Origin of the sequence: Sagittula marina, from assembly GCF_014196795.1 — a bacterium.
GTDB classification, from domain to species: domain Bacteria; phylum Pseudomonadota; class Alphaproteobacteria; order Rhodobacterales; family Rhodobacteraceae; genus Sagittula; species Sagittula marina.
Genome location: NZ_JACIEJ010000013.1, coordinates 1 through 16,558, shown reverse-complemented (window position 1 = coordinate 16,558; position 16,558 = coordinate 1). Strand labels below are relative to the sequence as shown.

Here is a 16,558-nt window from a genome sequence, read left to right as displayed (position 1 = left end):
CGTTCAAAGACGTGGTGCCGATGTCAGCTTTGCGTTGTGACAACGGCTCTGTTGCACAAATCGTGGTGTGAACGGACGCCCCCTTTCCCCGGACACACTTATCCGACGGGCTCAGTGACGGGTAGCCAAGAGCGGTGTAGCGATTGAGCACCGCGATCCGAACTTGGAGCTCAGCAACCTGCCGGTCGAAGTCTCGGGCCATGAGGCCTTGGCCAAGGAGTTTGACGCAGTCCATCTTTGTCTCTGCGCGGCTTCGTCGGTGATAGCCGGTCAACTTTCGCCACAAAGCACGCCCGAGATATTTGCAGGCTCTCACAGCTTCGTTTCGCGCGATAGCGCCCGCCGTGGTTGGTTTCCAAGGTTGGGCATTTTTGCGCGGCGGGATGATGGCTGCGGCACCTCGAGCGGCAATCACATTGTGGCATCTGCGCGTGTCATAGGCCCCATCAGCGGTGACGGTGGCGATCTCCTGGTCGGGTGAGATTTGTTTCAGCAAGTCGGGCAGCATGGGTGCATCGCCGACATTGCTTGTCGTGACGCCGACCGCGCGGATCTCCAGCGTTTCCGCGTCCATACCGAGGTGAAGCTTGCGCCACAGGCGTTTCTTGCTCCCGCCATGCTTGCGCGCGCTCCACTCTCCTTCACCTTCCGCTTTGATCCCGGTCGCGTCGATCAGCAGGTGCAAAGGACCCGTTCCTCCGCGATAGGGGATCGCGACGCTCAGCGTCTTCTGGCGGCGACACAGGGTGCTGAAGTCCGGCACTTTCCAGTCAAGGCCTGCCAGTCGCAACAGGCTTTCGACGAACCCCGTCGTCTGCCGAAGGGGCATACCAAACAGTACCTTCATCGTAAGACAAACCTGAATTGCCGCATCGCTGAACTCGCGCTGGCGGCCGCGCCTGCCGGTCGCCGGGGCAGACCATTCCATCTCGGCATCAAACCAGATCGATAGCGAACCGCGCTGCTTCAGCGCCGTGTTGTACGAAGGCCAGTTCCTGGTCTTGTACTTCGTAGGTGACCAACTGCTCATGACAGAAAGCTATCATGCTGGATTCAAACAGTGAATCCCTCAGCCGATTTGTGCAACAAAGCCTTCCGGCGCCGAACCCGCCGATCAATTGGGTGAGAGCTTCCATTTCAATCGAGGTCAGCGGTAAAGAGGAGACATTGAAACCTGAGCGCCAGCATATTTGCGCAGTGGGAGCGTGGTGCAAAGTCTTCGAGCAGCCCAGCTGCTAGGCCTTTGGACATCTTTGATCACAAAGGCGCGGAAGCCATCACCTGATCGGCGAAGCAATATGCGTGAGTATGATGCTGCTTCGCCCCACCAGCATGAGCATAGATTCAAGCCTTAATTCTGACAAAGAACACTCATCCTACACGGCGAAATGCGAAGAGCTGGATTCTGACGGTGGGTTTTGCTGGCCTGTTTGGTACAAAACCTGTCCTTGCATTAAGCGACTGCGCCGCACCATGAGAACGCTGCACCATCTTTCGACGGGTTTCTTGGCACGTATTTTACCCGCGACCGAAAACGTATCGGTCGCGGGAGTGATGCAATTAATCGTTCAAAGCGGCCTCGATCGCCTCAACAGCGCAACTTTCGTCATTGGCGGATCCACCTGCACCCGCAACACCGACAGCGCCGATGACGTCATCGCCCAGCCTTACAGGGACACCGCCGCCCAGCAGGAGCAGGTCATCGACGGTCGTCAGGTTTTGGCTCGACGCATCGTTACGGGCGATCTCCGCCAGGTCGCCGGATTTGGTTTTGGTGGAGAGGGCAGTGAACGCCTTGCGCTGGGCCGCCTCAGTGTTGTGGGGGCCCACATTGTCACCGCGCTGAACCGCGACCAAATTGCCACCGCAGTCGACCACAGCGACCACCGCGGTCTGATCGATCTTGGCGCAGGCGTCGATCGCAGCCGTGGCTATCTCATTGGCCATGCTCGGCGATAGATTTGCTTGAGTCAGCACGGCATCCATCGACGCCGACTCCTGTGCTGTTGCTGCTGTCGCGGATAGGGTGAAAGCGGCAGTGGCGAGGGTTGTCTTGGAAAGCATGTAAGCTCCAATAGGCTTTGTGGCACATCGCCTCGCCCACTTGCGAAAGCCAGGGGCGAAGCTTGATCATTGAGCGTCAAGGCCTTAAGGCCTTCAAAGCACAACGTTTCAGTTTCCAAGGTAGGTCGAGAAGCCATACGCACTGACCAGCACCGGAACGTGATGGTGGCGCTCAGCGTCTTGCACGTCGAAGGTGACCGTAATTTCCGGGAAGAACGGCTCCTTCTTGTTCGCGTCATACTTTGTCATATCAAACGTTAGCCGGTATTGGGCGTCCTCGGCCTCGACGCCGAACCCTTCGACGCGGCCATTGTTTCCGGTCACGCCCGAGCCGACCTCGGCCCACTCACCGTCCTTTTCGATCTCCAGCATCACCGGAATGCCTGCGCCTCCTTCACCTGTGGAGATATTGAGAACATGGGTCGAGATGTCTTCGGCCTGTGCGGCGCCCGCCAGGGCAGCGGCGGAGAGCGCAGCAAGAAAAATCGTACGGATCATGATTTTTACCTTTTCAGCTTAATTCAGCTTGTAGGACCGCTCAGCGGAAAACGAACGCACGTGATGCAGCAATGCCAATCAACGCGGCCGTGCTACTGTTTTTCTCGGTCATGATACAAAGCCAGACGCGGCAGCATCCAGCCATCAACCATCAACGGCCTACAAGCCTCAAGTTGCGTGATGCGCAACCCAAATCCCGGCGTTCAGGATGGTTACGAGAACAAGGAGAGCGACGCCATCGCCCCCAAGCATCTGTGTAAGAAAATGCTTCTCACGGTATCAAATCATAGGTTTGTGACCGATGTTACTGTCGGCTCGCCTATCCAGCATCAGGCGCCGCCGACTATACAGTAGGTTATGAGCAAAACCATTCGGGCAACCGACGACCAAGATTGTAGCGTCGTCCTCCAAGGTCTCCTCGACGATCCGCCATCTCTTAGCAGCAGGTCAGCGTGTCGTGCGTCGACGGCGGGGCGCGCGCGTGTCGGTGTCGGCGTGGCCCTCGCGGTGGAACACATACAGCCCCGAGGCGAGGATGATCAAAACGCCAAGCCACGTCATCGCATCGGGCAGATCACCAAACAGCAGATAGCCGACGCCGAGCGCGCCCAGAATTTCGAGGTACTGGAAAGAGGCCAGACTGCTGGCCTCGGCCATGCGAAAGGCTTGGGCGATCAGAACAAAACTGACCGCTGCCAGAACACCCGCGCCCAGGACTGCGCCCCAGCCCCAAGCGGGAATCGCGGCGGGGGTCAACGTCAATGCCCCAACCAGATGCGCGGCAAGTGCGACCACCGCAACGATCACCCCGGCATAGAGCGCCGCCCCGCATTGAACCGTCAGCCCGGAGCGTGTTTCACAGGCCTTGCGCAGCACGATCATATTCAGCGCATAAGCCAGAGCTGAAATCAGCGGCAGGATTGTGACCCAGCCGTAGGTCGAAAACCCCGGCCTGATAACAATCAAGGCGCCGGTCAGCCCGATGCCGACGGCGATCAAACGGCGCCGTCCCGGCACTTCGCCCAGGAGCGGGCCGGCAAGAAGCGTCAGCAGCAACGGCTCGACAAAAAAGATGGCGATTGCAGTGGCCAAAGGCATGACCGCGAAAGCGCTAATCAGCGCGCTGAGGGATATCGCCAGCAGAGCGCCCGACAGCATGATGACAGGTGACAGGATGGATCCGCGCAGCCTGCGGCGCAGTACAATGGCAACGGGGACCAGACATACAGACTGCGCAGCAAGCCGCCACATGGTGACCTCGATCGGATGCACGGCACGGGTTAGAAGCTTTGCCAGACTGTCGCCCAAAGGCAGCAGCAGCATCGCGGCAATCATGCACAGCATTCCACGCACAGCCGGCGTGGCGGTCCCAGCGAGGGAAAAACGTGGCGGGACGTAAACAAAATCGGTCATTGGAACACCTCCATACTTCTGGACCACGCAATTGCGTGGCAAAAGTCCGGGCGTTCAGGACGATGGATGAATTGAGACTGGCAGACTGCCGCGACGCCATCGCGGCCCCTTGCCATAAGGGCGAGGTAGAAGCCCCAGTATTGTTTGTCAATTATATAGCCAAAACTCTTTCGCCGGTGTCACCTGATTCAGGCATCGGCCACGCGATCGCTTTTACCTTTGCCGACGCTTGCGTGTCTATAATGGCCAGCGACTTGGATCTGGATGCTGCAAAGGCGGTGGCGGGCGAGATTACGGACGCTGGCGGACAGGTGGTCGCACGCGCCTGCAACATGACTAAGCAAGACGACCCGTCAGACATTTTCACCGGCATTCGAGGCCCTTGTATCCTTTTTAGCGCTCAACCTTAGAGAGGTAGAGGCACTGTGGGGATTTGAGTGAACTTGACTGGAATCATGGCTCTTAGAAGCCGCCCCCTCTGAGGGTTGGTTCAAGATGACGTGTGTGCAATTTAACGACATCTGCTCCGAGAGGCCGGATCCCTCTTATTTTTTGTCATGGAGGATCGATGGCTACTGAATGTCGGGAAAGTAATCAGCAGGCGACAACCGAATTTGCGTAAAATCCTGCGGGCTCCGGGACAACAGGACCACCTGAGGTCCGAGGGGGCCAGGGCCAGGGTTTGCCTCCGCCCCCTCGACGATGCGCCGGATTGCCAACTCTCCCTGCAACGCCGGATCGTCAAAGGAGGCCGCCATGACGGCGCCATTTTTCAAACCGCGGAGAACCGTGTGGCTGATGTATGTTGATATGAGCGTCGGTGACGTGCGATCGCCGGGCCGGGCGCGTAGTCCCATAGCAGCTTCGATGGCGGGCGCGCTGCCAATCAGGTAGTCGGCATCGGGATGTAGCATAAGCGCGGTTTCTACGATCGAGAGTTGCTGGCGCAATCCTGTATCCGCGCCAAATCCGTCAATGATCGTGACGGCACTCGTGGCCAACCCGTCGCGCAACCCCGCCTCCAAGAGAGCCGGCCATCCAGAGCGAGGTGGACCGGAGACCAAAAGCGCCGATTGCTTTTCTGAGCCTTCGGGATGCAGCGTGGCTAAGTGACGCCCGATTATAAGTCCCATGTCATGCCAGTCGACACCGATACGGTCCTGCAGCGCATCACTTTCAACATCGTTCACCAGCCCGAAGATCGGCACGTCATGTGCGCTGGCCGCGATAGCATCCCGTAGCGCCGGATCGTCTTGCGTGACCGCCCCGATCAGGATCGCATCCACGCCGCGATCAGCACAGGCGGCCAGCTGCTCGATCTGCCGCGCTTTCGCGCCGTATCCGCCGGCCTCATACATCAGCAAATCCGCGTTTTGCCGTGCCGCCTCCTGTTCGAGACCATATGCGACGCTCAGCCAGTACTCATCTTTGAAGTGAGGTACGAGAACACAGATCAGGCGCGACGGCCCCGCAAGCAGAGGTATCGGCGCCAGCGTAAGAACCAAAGAAAGGCACGCACCAAGGCAAAGCGTTGCGATTGTGCCTGTCCCGACACACCCGTAAAGTCGGGCGATGCGCCAGACCAGATTTGACATGCGTTTGATCCAGATTCTGTCGGCCATGGCAGCGCTCGCGGTCATGGTGGGTGTCGTTGCGATAGCCGTCAACCGCTATCTGGCGCAAAGCCAGACAGACCTGATCAATACCAACCTCCCGGCGATGGAGCTGGCCAGCCGCGTGGGCTCTGCTGCCGAAGGTGTCGGCAATCTGGTCGCAGCGTTCGAGCGGCCAGACACGCCAGAAGATCTTGACCGGATCGCTGCCGCGCTGGAAGAGGCAGTCGACCGTATAGGCACCGGCGTGCTGAAACTCGAAAGGATGACCTCGCAGGGCGCGGGAGAGCGCGCGGGGATGCGGGCGAATGATCTCGTCGACAGAATGAGGCGCAGTGGTCTGGAGAGGTTGCAATTGACCGCCCGCGTTCAGGCATCTGCCAAAAGGCTGGCGAGCCAAGGTGCAGCGATCAACGCCTTGATTGAGGCTCAAAAGGATCTTGCCCGGCTTAGAATAACGGCCGGGATTGCCGGGCTCTATGACGGGGGCGCAGATGATCCGCGGAAAGCACTCGACACCCTTGCTGATGATGCGTTCTTTGCGTTTGAGCGCGTGACGGAAATGGCGCGGACCGTGGACGCCGCGCGCCTGCAACTCCAGCAGGTCAAGGAGCTTACCGCGCCAGAGGCTTTGGCCGCCATAGGCGCAGAGATATCCAGCCTGCTTGACCAGGCAGAGCGGCGCGCAAGGTTCCTACCCTCGTCTTCCGCGCAAGTGGACGCAATCGCGCTGCTGCAAGACTATCGACGGGCACTGGCCCCCGGCGGGATCATCGACCAGCAGACCAGGCGCACCGCCTTGCAATCTGTCATTGCCTCCGACAGCGGGCGCTTGGGCCAGGCAATCAGCCAGATGTCGGACCGGGCCCGCATCGCACGCGAAAACGTACAGGCACAAGGATTGGCAGGTATTGCGGCGGCCCAGGCCCGCGCGCGCACGCTTGCCCTCGCGCTTTTGGCGGTGGTTGTCGCGGCGACAATCGCCGCATTTGTCCTCTGGCTTTATGCGCGCAGGCAGCTGGTCACTCGCCTTGCGAATGTGTCTGGCCGCATCGTTGCTGTGGCAGGCGGCGAATACGGCGATCCGATGCCTATCAGCGGGCAGGACGAAATCGGGCGCATGGAAAAGGCCCTGAACATTCTGCGCCGCCGCGCACATGAGGCCGCACGCCTTCGATCGCACCTGGAGGAAGCGGTCATCGCGCGGACCGGCGATGTCGTGACCGAAATGAAGCTGTCGAATGTCGCCCGCGCCGAAGCCGAGGCTGCAGATCGCAGCAAGACCGAATTTCTCGCGCGCATGAGCCATGAGATACGCACGCCGCTCAACGGAATAATCGGCATGCTCGGTTTGCTCGAGGATGAGACCGAAGACCCCGACGCGCGAGGCAGGGTAAGAACGGCGCATCGCTCGGCATGCGAGCTCTTGGAATTGACCAATGACGTCCTGAGCTATTCCGACACTCAAGGCCGCGCCGACCGCCTCACGCCCGTGCATTTCCTGCTGCGCGACTTTGTCGGGCAGCTGGGGCATCATCTGCAATCGCTGGCGGCCTCAAAGCAATTGGAGGCCGTCATTGATCTGTCGGAACCGGCGCCACCCGTCCTGTTCGGCGATATCACCAAGATCCGTCAGGTGATGATCAACCTGCTGTCCAATGCGGTCAAATATACCGAGCGCGGCTCGGTCACACTGCTGGTCGATCATGCGATTTCGCCCGAAACCGGCCAGCCTGTCCTCAGCATGACCGTGGCCGATACCGGCGCGGGCATGTCCAGCGAGGCCATGGCAACCGCATTCGATGAATATAGCAGAACCGACCAAGCCAGACGCGACGGGGTAGAAGGTCTGGGCCTCGGACTTGCGATCTCGCGCAGCTTGACGGCGGCCCTGGGCGGCGCGCTCAGCGTCGAAAGCGAGAAGGACGTAGGAAGCCGCTTTACGCTGACCGTCCCCCTGACGATCGGCGACGCGGATCTGATCCCCGAGGACGCGTCAAACTGGCAAAAGGTCGAGGCTGGCTGCGCTGTGCTCGTCATCGACGATCACAAGGTCAATCGCATGGTCGCACGTGGGTATCTGGAGCGCATGGGCTGCGATGTCAGCGAGGCCGCCAACGGTGCTGCGGGTCTGGCCGCAGAGGAGGAAACCCGTTTCGATCTGATCCTGATCGATCTTGACCTGCCGGATATCAGCGGCAAGGAGGTGGCCGCGCGTATCAAACGTCGCACGGAGGCGCCTTTACGCGTCGCTCTGACCGCGCATCTGATCGAGGACAACGATGAAAATCGCGCCGCGTTGAACGTGGCGCGCATTTTGACCAAGCCGATTTCCCCTCGGGCGCTGGCCGAACTACTTGCCCTTTGCGCTCCGGCTGAGGTGCCGCAGGGCGCGGAAGGGGTTTTGGACAGCCTGCGCGGCGACATCGCCGATCTTGGCGCGGAGACGACGGCGCTGATCGTGCGCGACTTTCTGGACAGCCTTCAGGATGAGTTGGACACGCTGCGATCCGCATCCGGGGACGCGCGGCGCAAAGCTGCGCACAGGATACGGGGCGCGGCGTCGAATTTCAGGCTGGACGCGCTGGCGGGTGCGCTGGCAGAGGTCGAGGCATCTGCAGAGAACGGGGGCGATCCGTCACTCGCGCGCGCGCTCAAGGCAGCCGAGGACGCGGCCAAGACGCTGAAAGCCGCCGCAAAAACGGCAGGACTTCAGATCGACGAGGGATCCACGAAACGGTAGCCCTGCCCGTGTTCGGTCAGGATCCATTCGGGGTTTGACGGATCGCGCTCCACCTTCTTGCGCAGGCGCCCGACGACCACATCGATCATCCTGTCATTGGACCGCATCGCGCCGCGCCCCATCATCTCCGACAGGCGCGCCCGGCTCAGCGTCTGGCCGGGATGCTCGGCCAGTGCCGCCATGACGTCGAATTCCTGCTTGCTCAGCTGCTCGGTCCGGGCGGCAGACACGATGCGCCGCCGGATACGGTCAAACCGCCACGGTCCGAAGGTCTCGACCGGAGCGGCGCCTTGCGGCGCCTGCCCAATATGGGCAATGCGCGCCAACAGATTCTTAACCCGGACAGCAAGTTCGCGTTTGTCGAAAGGCTTGGTGATGTAGTCATCCGCGCCCATCTCCAGCCCGACGATGCGGTCCACCTGATCGTCCCGCGCAGTCAACAGGATGATCCCTACCCGCGAGATCTGGCGCTGCTCGCGCGTGATGGTAAGACCGTCCTTGCCATCCAGATTGATGTCCACCAGCAACAACTCCGCTGGATCAAAGTCGATGGTGGCCTGCATCTGATCGGCGTCTTCTGCCTCGCTGACACGATACCCGAGACTGCGCAGATAAGCCGCCAGCCGCATCCGGCTGGTGCGATCGTCCTCGACAATGATGATATGCTGGCTCATCCGCAGATTGTTACATCCGGTTACATCTTCGAACAAGCGCAGTTGTTCCAGATCAACCAGCACGGCGCGGTATTCCATAGAAAAGGGCCAAGTTCCTTTTAACCGGAGGCCGACATGACCTTTCAAAGACCCACCCGCCGCGCGTTTCTGCAAGGCGGTGCCGCGACATTCGGCGCCGCCAACCTGATGGGCAGCACCGCGATGGCTGCGCTTGACCCCAATTCATTCTCCGAGGGCCGCGTGTTCCATGCCAGCCATTTCGGCCCTTTCGAGGCAGTGGTAAAGGACGGTAAGTTGGTCAACATCAACGCCATCCCGCAACTCGACGCCAAGCCGACCGAGATGCTGATGTACGGCGTCACGGACCGCACCTATGACAAGAGCCGCATCAACTATCCGATGGTGCGCAAGTCATATCTGGAGAACTGGGAAAGCGGCGACATCAAGCCCGAGCTGCGCGGCAAGGAAGAATACGTCCGCGTCGATTGGGACACCGCCTTTAGCCTGACAGCCAAGGCGCTGCTGGACACCGCCGAGACCTATGGCAACGAGGCGATCTTCAGCTCGTCTTACGGGGGCTGGGCCAATGCGGGCAACTTCCGCCCCAACGTGATGCAGGGCCGTCTGCTGAACCTGATCGGCGGCTGCACCAACACGCAGGGCGACTGGTCCGCCGGTGCCAGCCAGATCTGCCTGCCCCGCGTGATCGGCGATATGGAGGTCTATTCCGCGCAGACCGCGTGGGAAGTCATCCGCGACAACACCGAGCTTTTCGTGCTGGTCGGCTGCGATCCGGTCAAGAACAACCGCATCGAATATACCGTGGCCGACCACCAGATGACCGGCCCATGGGCGCAGATCCGCGACAACGGCACGCAGTTCATCTCGATCAACCCGCAGCGCACCGCGTCTGACGAGTATCTGGACGCCGACTGGATCCAGATCATCCCGAACACCGACGTCGCGCTCTTTACGGCGATGGCGTATCACGTTCTGGACCAAGGTCTCGAAGATCGGATTTATCTCAAGAAATACACCGTCGGCTCGGGCCAGTGGATCAAATATGTCCGCGGTGAAAGCGACGATTTGCCGAAGACGCCCGAATGGGCCGAGAAGATCACCGGCATCCCCGCAGACAAGATCCGCGAGCTGGCCGAGATGATGGCTACCAAGCGCACCGAGATCGCCGGCGCATGGTCGCTCCAGCGCGCGCAGCATGGCGAGATGACTCATTGGGCCATCGTCAACTTCTCGGCGCTGTGCGGCCATATCGGCAAGCCGGGCCAAGGCGTCGGCTTCTCGTGGCATTACGGCTCGGGCGGCATGCCGCAATCGGGCAAGTCCACGCCCACGGGCCTCAGCCAGGGGCGCAACTGGGTCAAGGGCATCTGCCCTGCCAGCCGCATCACCGAGATGCTGGAAAACCCCGGCGGCGACTTCATCTATAACGGCATGACCGGCACCTACCCGGACGTGAAGATGATCTACAACGCCGGCAACAACTTCATGTCGCACCAGCAGGATACCAACCGCCTCATCCGCGCCTTGGAAAAGGTCGAAACCATTGTCAGCGTCGATGTGTGGTGGACCGCGGCGACCCGTTGGGCCGATATCGTGCTGCCCGCCAGCTCGACGCTGGAGCGCGACGACATCAGCGTCGGAGGCACCTATTCCAACGATAAGATCTACGCGATGAAAAAGGTCATCGAGCCAGTCGGCGAGAGCATGTCCGATTATCACATCTGCGAAGGTCTGGCCGACAAAATGGGCCTGTGGACCCAATTCACCGATGGCTATGAGCTGATGGATCATATTCAGCAGGCTTATGAGCGCTCTGCCGCAGCCAAGCACACCCCGTTCGAGGAATTCTGGGAAAAGGGCTATGCCCGCCAGGAGGTGCCAGAGGAGGCGCGCAAGTGGGTTCGCCACGGCGATTTCTATACCGATCCCATCGAGAACCCACTGCACACATCCTCGGGCAAGATCGAAATGTTCTGTAGCGAAATCGCAGGTTTTCAGATCGACGACTGCCCCGGCATGCCCGTATGGATGGAAAAACACGAATATCTGGGCAATGCCAAGGAAGGGCAACTGCACGTCGTCAGCCCGCACCCCTGGTATCGCCTACACAGCCAGATGGACCAGTCCGAGACGCTGCGCGATCTCTACAAGATCCAGGGCCGCGAACCGGTACGGATCAACACGCAGGACGCGGCTGACCGCGGCATCGAAGATGGCGATCTGGTCGAGCTTTATAACGACCGCGGCACCATCATCGTCGGTGCGATCCTGTCGGATGACATCATGCCGGGCGTCGTGTCGGTCTATGAGGGCGGCTGGCCGTCACTGGACAGCAAGGGACGCTGCAACTCGGGCCTGGTCAACTTCCTGACCTCGACCCAGCGGTCCTCGGGTCTATCACAGGCGACCACGGCCAACACCGTGCTGTGCGAGATGCGCAAATGCGAGGATCCCGAAGGCCCCAACATGGCATATGAGAAGCCACCCATCATCGAAGATTACGAACTGGCCGCGATCGACGAGGACAAGCTGGGTCTGGACCGTGTCTATGACATCACCGAGTCGCTGCTGGCCGATGCCGGACCAGGCGAGAAGATCTTCTACGAGCGTTGCACCGTCTGCCACGGCCCACGCGAGGTCTCGCACTTTACCCAGAACCAGTGGAAGGGCATCACCCCATCGATGTTCCCCCGCGCCGGTCTGGACGAAAACGAGGCGGCGCTGGTCATGGAATTCCTGATGGAGAACGCATCAGACGCGCCGATGTAAGCGCGCAGTGCCCACCTGCCGGGCGGCGATCATGGCCGCCCGGCACATCATCAAATCTCAGCGGGCGAATTCGCCCGGCCAAGGGGATACCCATGGACGGATCAATCGTAGGAGCCGGTTGCGATTGCGATCAACTGGCGGCGCGTCAGAGCCTTCTGAGCCACGGCGAAGCGGTGCAGATAGCGCTGGAGCAGGTTCGGCCAATCTCAGAATTCGAAACGGTCGGTCTGGCCGCCGCGCAGGGCCGCGTTACAGCCCAGCGCATTATCGCCGCAAACGCCATGCCCAGCTTTGACAACTCCGCGATGGACGGGTTTGCGCTTCGCCTTGGCGATCTGGCCGGGCGGTGCTGTCTGCCGGTGGCTGGCACGGTTGCAGCGGGCGATGCGCCTCGCGATCTGCCGCCGGGCGCGGCGCTGCGTATCTATACCGGCGCCCCCCTGCCCCGCGGCGCGGACGCCGTTGTCATGGTCGAGGCCTGCGTGGACAAGGGACACAAGGTTCATATCGAAACGCCCCCCGCGCCGGGCGCCAATATCCGCCACGCCGGTAGCGATCAAGGCGCCGGGCAGGTGCTGATCCCCGAGGGCACGCGCGTGGCACCACATCATATCGGCCTGCTCGCGGCCAATGGTTTGACACAGGTCACCGTCACGCGCCGACCGCGGGTCGCCGTTTTCTCGACCGGGGACGAGGTCTCGGATGGCTCTTGCGCACCGGGCCAGATCAACGATGCCAATCGCCCGATGCTTTGCGCCCTGCTCGCGCAAGATGGCGCCGAGGTGCATGATCTGGGCATCCTGCCCGATGACGCCACCGCGACCGAGGCGGCCTTTGGCGCATTGGGCAATGCTTATGATCTGATCCTGACCACGGGCGCCGTGTCCATGGGCGGCAAGGATCACGTTCGCGCCGCGCTCTGCGCCGCCGGGGGCCGGATCGAGGCGTGGCGTGTTGCGCTCAAGCCCGGCAAGCCGGTCATGTTCGGGATGCTGAATGGCGCGGCGGTGACCGGCCTGCCGGGCAACCCGATGGCGGTGCATGTCGGCTATCATATGTTTGCGGGCCCACAACTCGCGCGCCTCTCGGGCGCCGCGCCGCGCCGCTTTGCGGAAGTGCCCGCGCGCGCCGATTTCGATTGGCAGCGCAAGCCGGGCCGGGCCGAAGTATTCCCGGTGCGGCTAGTCTTTCATGACGCGGGCGGTCTGCCGGTCCTTCGTCGCCTGGGCCAAGGCGTATCGGCCACGCTGCTGCCCCTCACACAGGCGGACGGCCTGGCGATTGTCGCGGCGGACTGCGCCAAGTTGGCACCGGGCGATCTGCTGCATTGGCACCCCTTCAATGCCTGCGGAGATTGCGCATGACTTCCCATCCCCTCCTTGCCGCGATCCGCTTTGACGCGGGCGATATCGACGCTTTCTTGTCAGAGATTGCCAAAAGGTTGGACGCATCCGGCCTGCGCATTCGCGGCGCCCTGCAAAGCCGCGGGGCGGCGACTGGCGAATGTCATTGCGCGGATATGGACCTGACGACGCTGGGCTCCGGCAAAACATTCCGCATATCGCAGCCCCTCGGCGCCGGATCGCGCGGCTGCCGCTTGCACCCCGGCGCGCTGGCCGATTGCGCCGCCTATATCGACGACGAGTTGCGCGCGGGCGCGGACCTGCTGATCCTCAACCGGTTCGGACGCGGCGAAAGCGAGGGCCGTGGATTCCGCGATCTGGTCGCCAGCGCGATCACGCTGGGGGTGCCGGTGCTGACCGCCGTGCGGCCCATCTATGCCGAAGGCTGGCGCATGTTCGGCGGCGACACCGCCTGCGATCTGCCGATGGAGAGGCGCGCGGTGATCGATTGGGCGCTGCAATCGCAGGAGGCGCGCAATGCCGCTTGATACTGCGCCCGCGCCGCTTGTCGACGGGTTTGGCCGCACGGTCAGCTATCTGCGCCTCTCGGTCACCGACCGCTGCGATCTGCGCTGCACCTATTGCATGGCCGAAAAGATGAGCTTCCTGCCCCGGCGCGAGGTGCTCAGCCTTGAAGAACTGGCCCGTCTGTCGGAGCTGTTCATCCGGCACGGCGTGCGCAAGCTGCGTATCACCGGGGGCGAGCCGCTGGTGCGGCGCGATATCATGGATCTCTTCCGTGATCTGTCACGCCATCTGACCAGCGGCGCGTTGGACGAATTGACGCTGACCACCAATGGCACGCTTCTGGCGCGCCATGCCTATGATCTGGCAGCGTGCGGGGTGCGGCGCGTCAATGTCTCGCTCGATACGCTCGATCCGGCACGGTATCGCGCGGTCACGCGGCTGGGCGACATCCGCATGGTGCTGAGCGGTATCGAGGCGGCATTGGAGGCAGGGCTGCAGGTCAAGCTGAACGCAGTGGCAAGTCGCGGCGCCTTCGAAAGCGAGGTGGATGACCTGATCCGCTTTGCCCACGCACGCCGCATGAACCTGACCCTGATCGAGGAAATGCCGCTGGGCGAGACCGGCCTCAACCGCGGCGAAAGCGTCCTGTCGCTGCGCGATCTGCAGCGCGATCTGTCGGAACGCTGGACCCTCAGCCCCCTGCAACGCAGCTCGGGCGGACCCGCGCGCTACATGCGCGTTGCCGAAACCGGCGGGCGGATCGGGCTGATCTCGCCCATGTCCTGCAACTTCTGCGCCCTTTGCAACCGGGTGCGCGTCAGTTGCACCGGCCAGCTTTACACGTGTCTGGGGGATGACAGCGCGGTCGATCTGCGCGCCCCCCTGCGCCACTCGGACACCGCCGCGCTGGACGCCTTGCGCGCCGCGCTGCTGGTCAAACCCGAGCGGCACGCGTTCGATATGTCGCGCATGGCGGACACCGCCGTGCCCCGGCACATGTCCGCCTTGGGCGGATGATTTCTTCAACTCAGAAAGGAAGATACAGATGAAACTGAATATGATTGCAGCCGCGGCGTTGATGGCACTGGCGCCCGTGTCGGCGATGGCCGAGACGATTGAGGTCAAGATGCTGAACAAGGGCGAGGCCGGCGTCATGGTCTTCGAGCCGCGCTTTGTGTCTGCCGAGGTGGGCGATACGGTCGTGTTTCTGCCCGTCGACAAGGGCCACAATGCCGAGACGATCAAGGGAATGGTGCCCGAGGGGCAGGAAAGCTTCAAAGGCAAGATGAACAAGGAAGTGTCGGTCGAGGTCACGACCGAAGGCATGATCGGCGTCGAATGCAAGCCTCATGCGGGAATGGGCATGGTCATGGTCATCCGGGTCGGCGGGGCAGAAGCGCCCGAGGACTTCCTCGATGCGAAAATGCCAAGGAAAGCAAAAGAAGCCTTTGAGGAAATTCTGGCCGAAGGCGCGGCAAGCTGATGGCCGGCGGGAACAACAAAGAGCTTCCCGGCGCGGCCGGTGATCTGGCGCAGAAGCATCCCGCGATCTGGGAGGCCTATGCCGCCCTCGGCGAGGCCACTGCAGACGCGGGCGGCCTGACTGCCCGCGAGCGCCGACTGGTCAAGCTGGCCCTTGCCATCGGCGCGTCCTCCGAAGGGGCGGTGCATTCTCATAGCCGCAGAGGACTGTCGGAAGGCATCGCCGCCGTCGACCTGCATCAGGTCGCGTTGCTGGCAATTGGCCCGCTCGGCCTTCCGCGCGCCGTTGCGGCAGGGACTTGGATCTCTGATGTGACGGAGGAGAAGTAAAAATCGGTGTCCGCAGATCGTGTTAGCGTTCACTGAATCTCAACATCTGCGTAACGGCGACGTATCCTTTTCTACTCTTGTCAGAAAAGGATATGAGCTATCCCATGATCTCGAAACACAACATCCGGAAGCGATTAGAATATCGCTTCCGGATATCTACCCTACTCAAGCTATCGCCCGAGTATCACTCGAGTCGGTTGGCCTCCATCGGCTCTGTTGCAGGGGAGAACGGCCCTTCGGTCCGTCGCGCATTCGGCCATGCGGCCTCACCGCGGCGTTGCGCTTGGCGTCCCGGTTTGCCCGCCTCGCGAGCACGTCTCTCCCTGGCCGCTCCGCCGGATTGCGCTCTGGTCTGTTTTGCGGGGCAAAACGATCCCGCCGCTGCATCCGTCTCCCGCGTCCGGTCGGGCCGTTTGCCTGCTCGTGTCGGGCAAACCTACCGTCAAAACACACACACATGAGCGTGGAAGCATATCCTCCGGATGGCCCCCAAATCAGCCCGCGTCAAGGATCGCAAAACTTTTCGGCGAGGACGGGGCCTGTGGCTTGGGGCGGTCCCGTGCGTGAGGGCGCGCATGTGTCAGTTGCTGCACGCGGAAAACTTTTGCGCCCGGCAAGCCGGCGGCTGCGCCGTCCCTGACCCGGGCAGATTCGGAAACCAGGCATTCGGCCATGCCCCCACACTCACGTGGTGGCCTTGCAACCGAACACTGGAGACCAGACATGGCTTACGACACCGCAAACACCTACGAGACCATCGAGCTTTTCGGACTGACCGAGAAGGACGCGCAGCTGCCGATCCCGGAAGATCACGTCCTGAGCGACCACATCATCCGCGAAAGCTTCGAGTCATTGCTCGGGCAGCTGCGCGGGACCGGGCTTGAAGCCGAAATCGAACCGCTGGCCCATGGGCTCGCGACGATCCTGCAGCGCCGCAAGGTGGCGCTTGGCAAGGAGGTTGACCGCACCGCCGACAAGATCGGCGCGCTGGCAAAATCCCACGACGGATCGGAGATCGCCGAGACCGCGCTCGACGAGGCGCAGGCGCGCTTTGTGCAGCTGCGCGAGATTGTCAGCGCT

The 16,558-nt window shown here is 61.7% G+C and carries 13 protein-coding genes and 2 pseudogenes; 9 read left to right on the top strand and 6 right to left on the bottom strand.

Translation table 11 applies throughout. The annotated features are described in order from the left end of the window. Positions 1-98 precede the first annotated feature (98 nt). From GGQ68_RS20095 to GGQ68_RS24925, 4 genes and pseudogenes are all read right to left on the bottom strand, one after another. Positions 99-1,030: pseudogene (locus GGQ68_RS20095) on the bottom strand (IS5 family transposase). 530 nt (positions 1,031-1,560) lie between these two features. Continuing rightward, entirely contained in the window at positions 1,561-1,986 is a 426-nt protein-coding gene (locus tag GGQ68_RS20090; protein WP_221235655.1) for a GlcG/HbpS family heme-binding protein, read from the bottom strand. A gap of 186 nt (positions 1,987-2,172) precedes the next feature. Continuing rightward, on the bottom strand, positions 2,173-2,562 hold the full coding sequence (gene uraH / locus GGQ68_RS20085) for a hydroxyisourate hydrolase (protein WP_183969191.1): 390 nt from the start codon (positions 2,560-2,562) through the stop codon (positions 2,173-2,175). A 447-nt stretch (positions 2,563-3,009) separates the two neighbouring features. After that, positions 3,010-3,975 (bottom strand): DMT family transporter, encoded by a 966-nt coding sequence (locus GGQ68_RS24925; protein WP_425502992.1) that lies wholly within the window; start codon positions 3,973-3,975, stop codon positions 3,010-3,012. A gap of 62 nt (positions 3,976-4,037) precedes the next feature. Here GGQ68_RS24925 and GGQ68_RS20075 point away from each other — a divergent pair, with 62 nt between their 5' ends. Further along, the gene (locus tag GGQ68_RS20075; protein ID WP_183969189.1) at positions 4,038-4,385 is read left to right on the top strand and encodes a Rossmann-fold NAD(P)-binding domain-containing protein; all 348 of its coding nucleotides are present in this window, start codon (positions 4,038-4,040) and stop codon (positions 4,383-4,385) included. Positions 4,386-4,547: 162 nt separating this feature from the next. On the opposite strand, the gene torT is transcribed toward GGQ68_RS20075, so the two are convergent. Then, positions 4,548-5,597, bottom strand: coding sequence for a TMAO reductase system periplasmic protein TorT (torT, locus tag GGQ68_RS20070; RefSeq protein ID WP_246429470.1), 1,050 nt, complete (start codon positions 5,595-5,597; stop codon positions 4,548-4,550). Here torT and GGQ68_RS20065 point away from each other — a divergent pair. After that, positions 5,569-8,331 carry an ATP-binding protein gene (locus GGQ68_RS20065; protein WP_246429469.1) on the top strand — a complete coding sequence of 921 codons (2,763 nt, stop codon included), beginning with the start codon at positions 5,569-5,571 and terminating at the stop codon, positions 8,329-8,331. The two genes, torT and GGQ68_RS20065, sit on opposite strands and share 29 nt — an antisense overlap. On the opposite strand, the gene GGQ68_RS20060 is transcribed toward GGQ68_RS20065, so the two are convergent. Then, on the bottom strand, positions 8,301-9,083 hold the full coding sequence (locus tag GGQ68_RS20060; RefSeq protein ID WP_246429468.1) for a response regulator: 783 nt from the start codon (positions 9,081-9,083) through the stop codon (positions 8,301-8,303). The two genes, GGQ68_RS20065 and GGQ68_RS20060, sit on opposite strands and share 31 nt — an antisense overlap. Before the next feature lie 36 nt (positions 9,084-9,119). Between GGQ68_RS20060 and GGQ68_RS20055 the strand changes: the two genes are divergently transcribed. The 7 genes and pseudogenes from GGQ68_RS20055 to GGQ68_RS20025 all read left to right on the top strand — a co-directional run. After that, positions 9,120-11,795, top strand: coding sequence for a molybdopterin-dependent oxidoreductase (locus tag GGQ68_RS20055; RefSeq protein ID WP_183969183.1), 2,676 nt, complete (start codon positions 9,120-9,122; stop codon positions 11,793-11,795). A 92-nt stretch (positions 11,796-11,887) separates the two neighbouring features. After that, positions 11,888-13,159, top strand: a complete 1,272-nt coding sequence (locus GGQ68_RS20050; protein ID WP_183969181.1) for a molybdopterin molybdotransferase MoeA — start codon at positions 11,888-11,890, stop codon at positions 13,157-13,159. Beyond that, a complete protein-coding gene (locus GGQ68_RS20045; protein WP_183969179.1) occupies positions 13,156-13,686 on the top strand; it encodes a DUF2478 domain-containing protein in 531 nt (176 codons plus the stop codon). Before GGQ68_RS20050 ends, GGQ68_RS20045 begins: the two co-directional genes overlap by 4 nt. Beyond that, positions 13,676-14,683: a GTP 3',8-cyclase MoaA gene (gene moaA / locus GGQ68_RS20040; RefSeq protein ID WP_183969177.1), complete on the top strand. Its 1,008-nt coding sequence runs from the start codon at positions 13,676-13,678 to the stop codon at positions 14,681-14,683. Before GGQ68_RS20045 ends, moaA begins: the two co-directional genes overlap by 11 nt. A gap of 28 nt (positions 14,684-14,711) precedes the next feature. Continuing rightward, positions 14,712-15,149 carry a pseudoazurin gene (locus GGQ68_RS20035; RefSeq protein ID WP_183969175.1) on the top strand — a complete coding sequence of 146 codons (438 nt, stop codon included), beginning with the start codon at positions 14,712-14,714 and terminating at the stop codon, positions 15,147-15,149. Continuing rightward, the gene (locus tag GGQ68_RS20030; protein WP_183969173.1) at positions 15,149-15,478 is read left to right on the top strand and encodes a carboxymuconolactone decarboxylase family protein; all 330 of its coding nucleotides are present in this window, start codon (positions 15,149-15,151) and stop codon (positions 15,476-15,478) included. Before GGQ68_RS20035 ends, GGQ68_RS20030 begins: the two co-directional genes overlap by 1 nt. Before the next feature lie 723 nt (positions 15,479-16,201). Next, a pseudogene (locus GGQ68_RS20025) lies at positions 16,202-16,558 on the top strand (DUF2493 domain-containing protein); the annotation flags it as partial.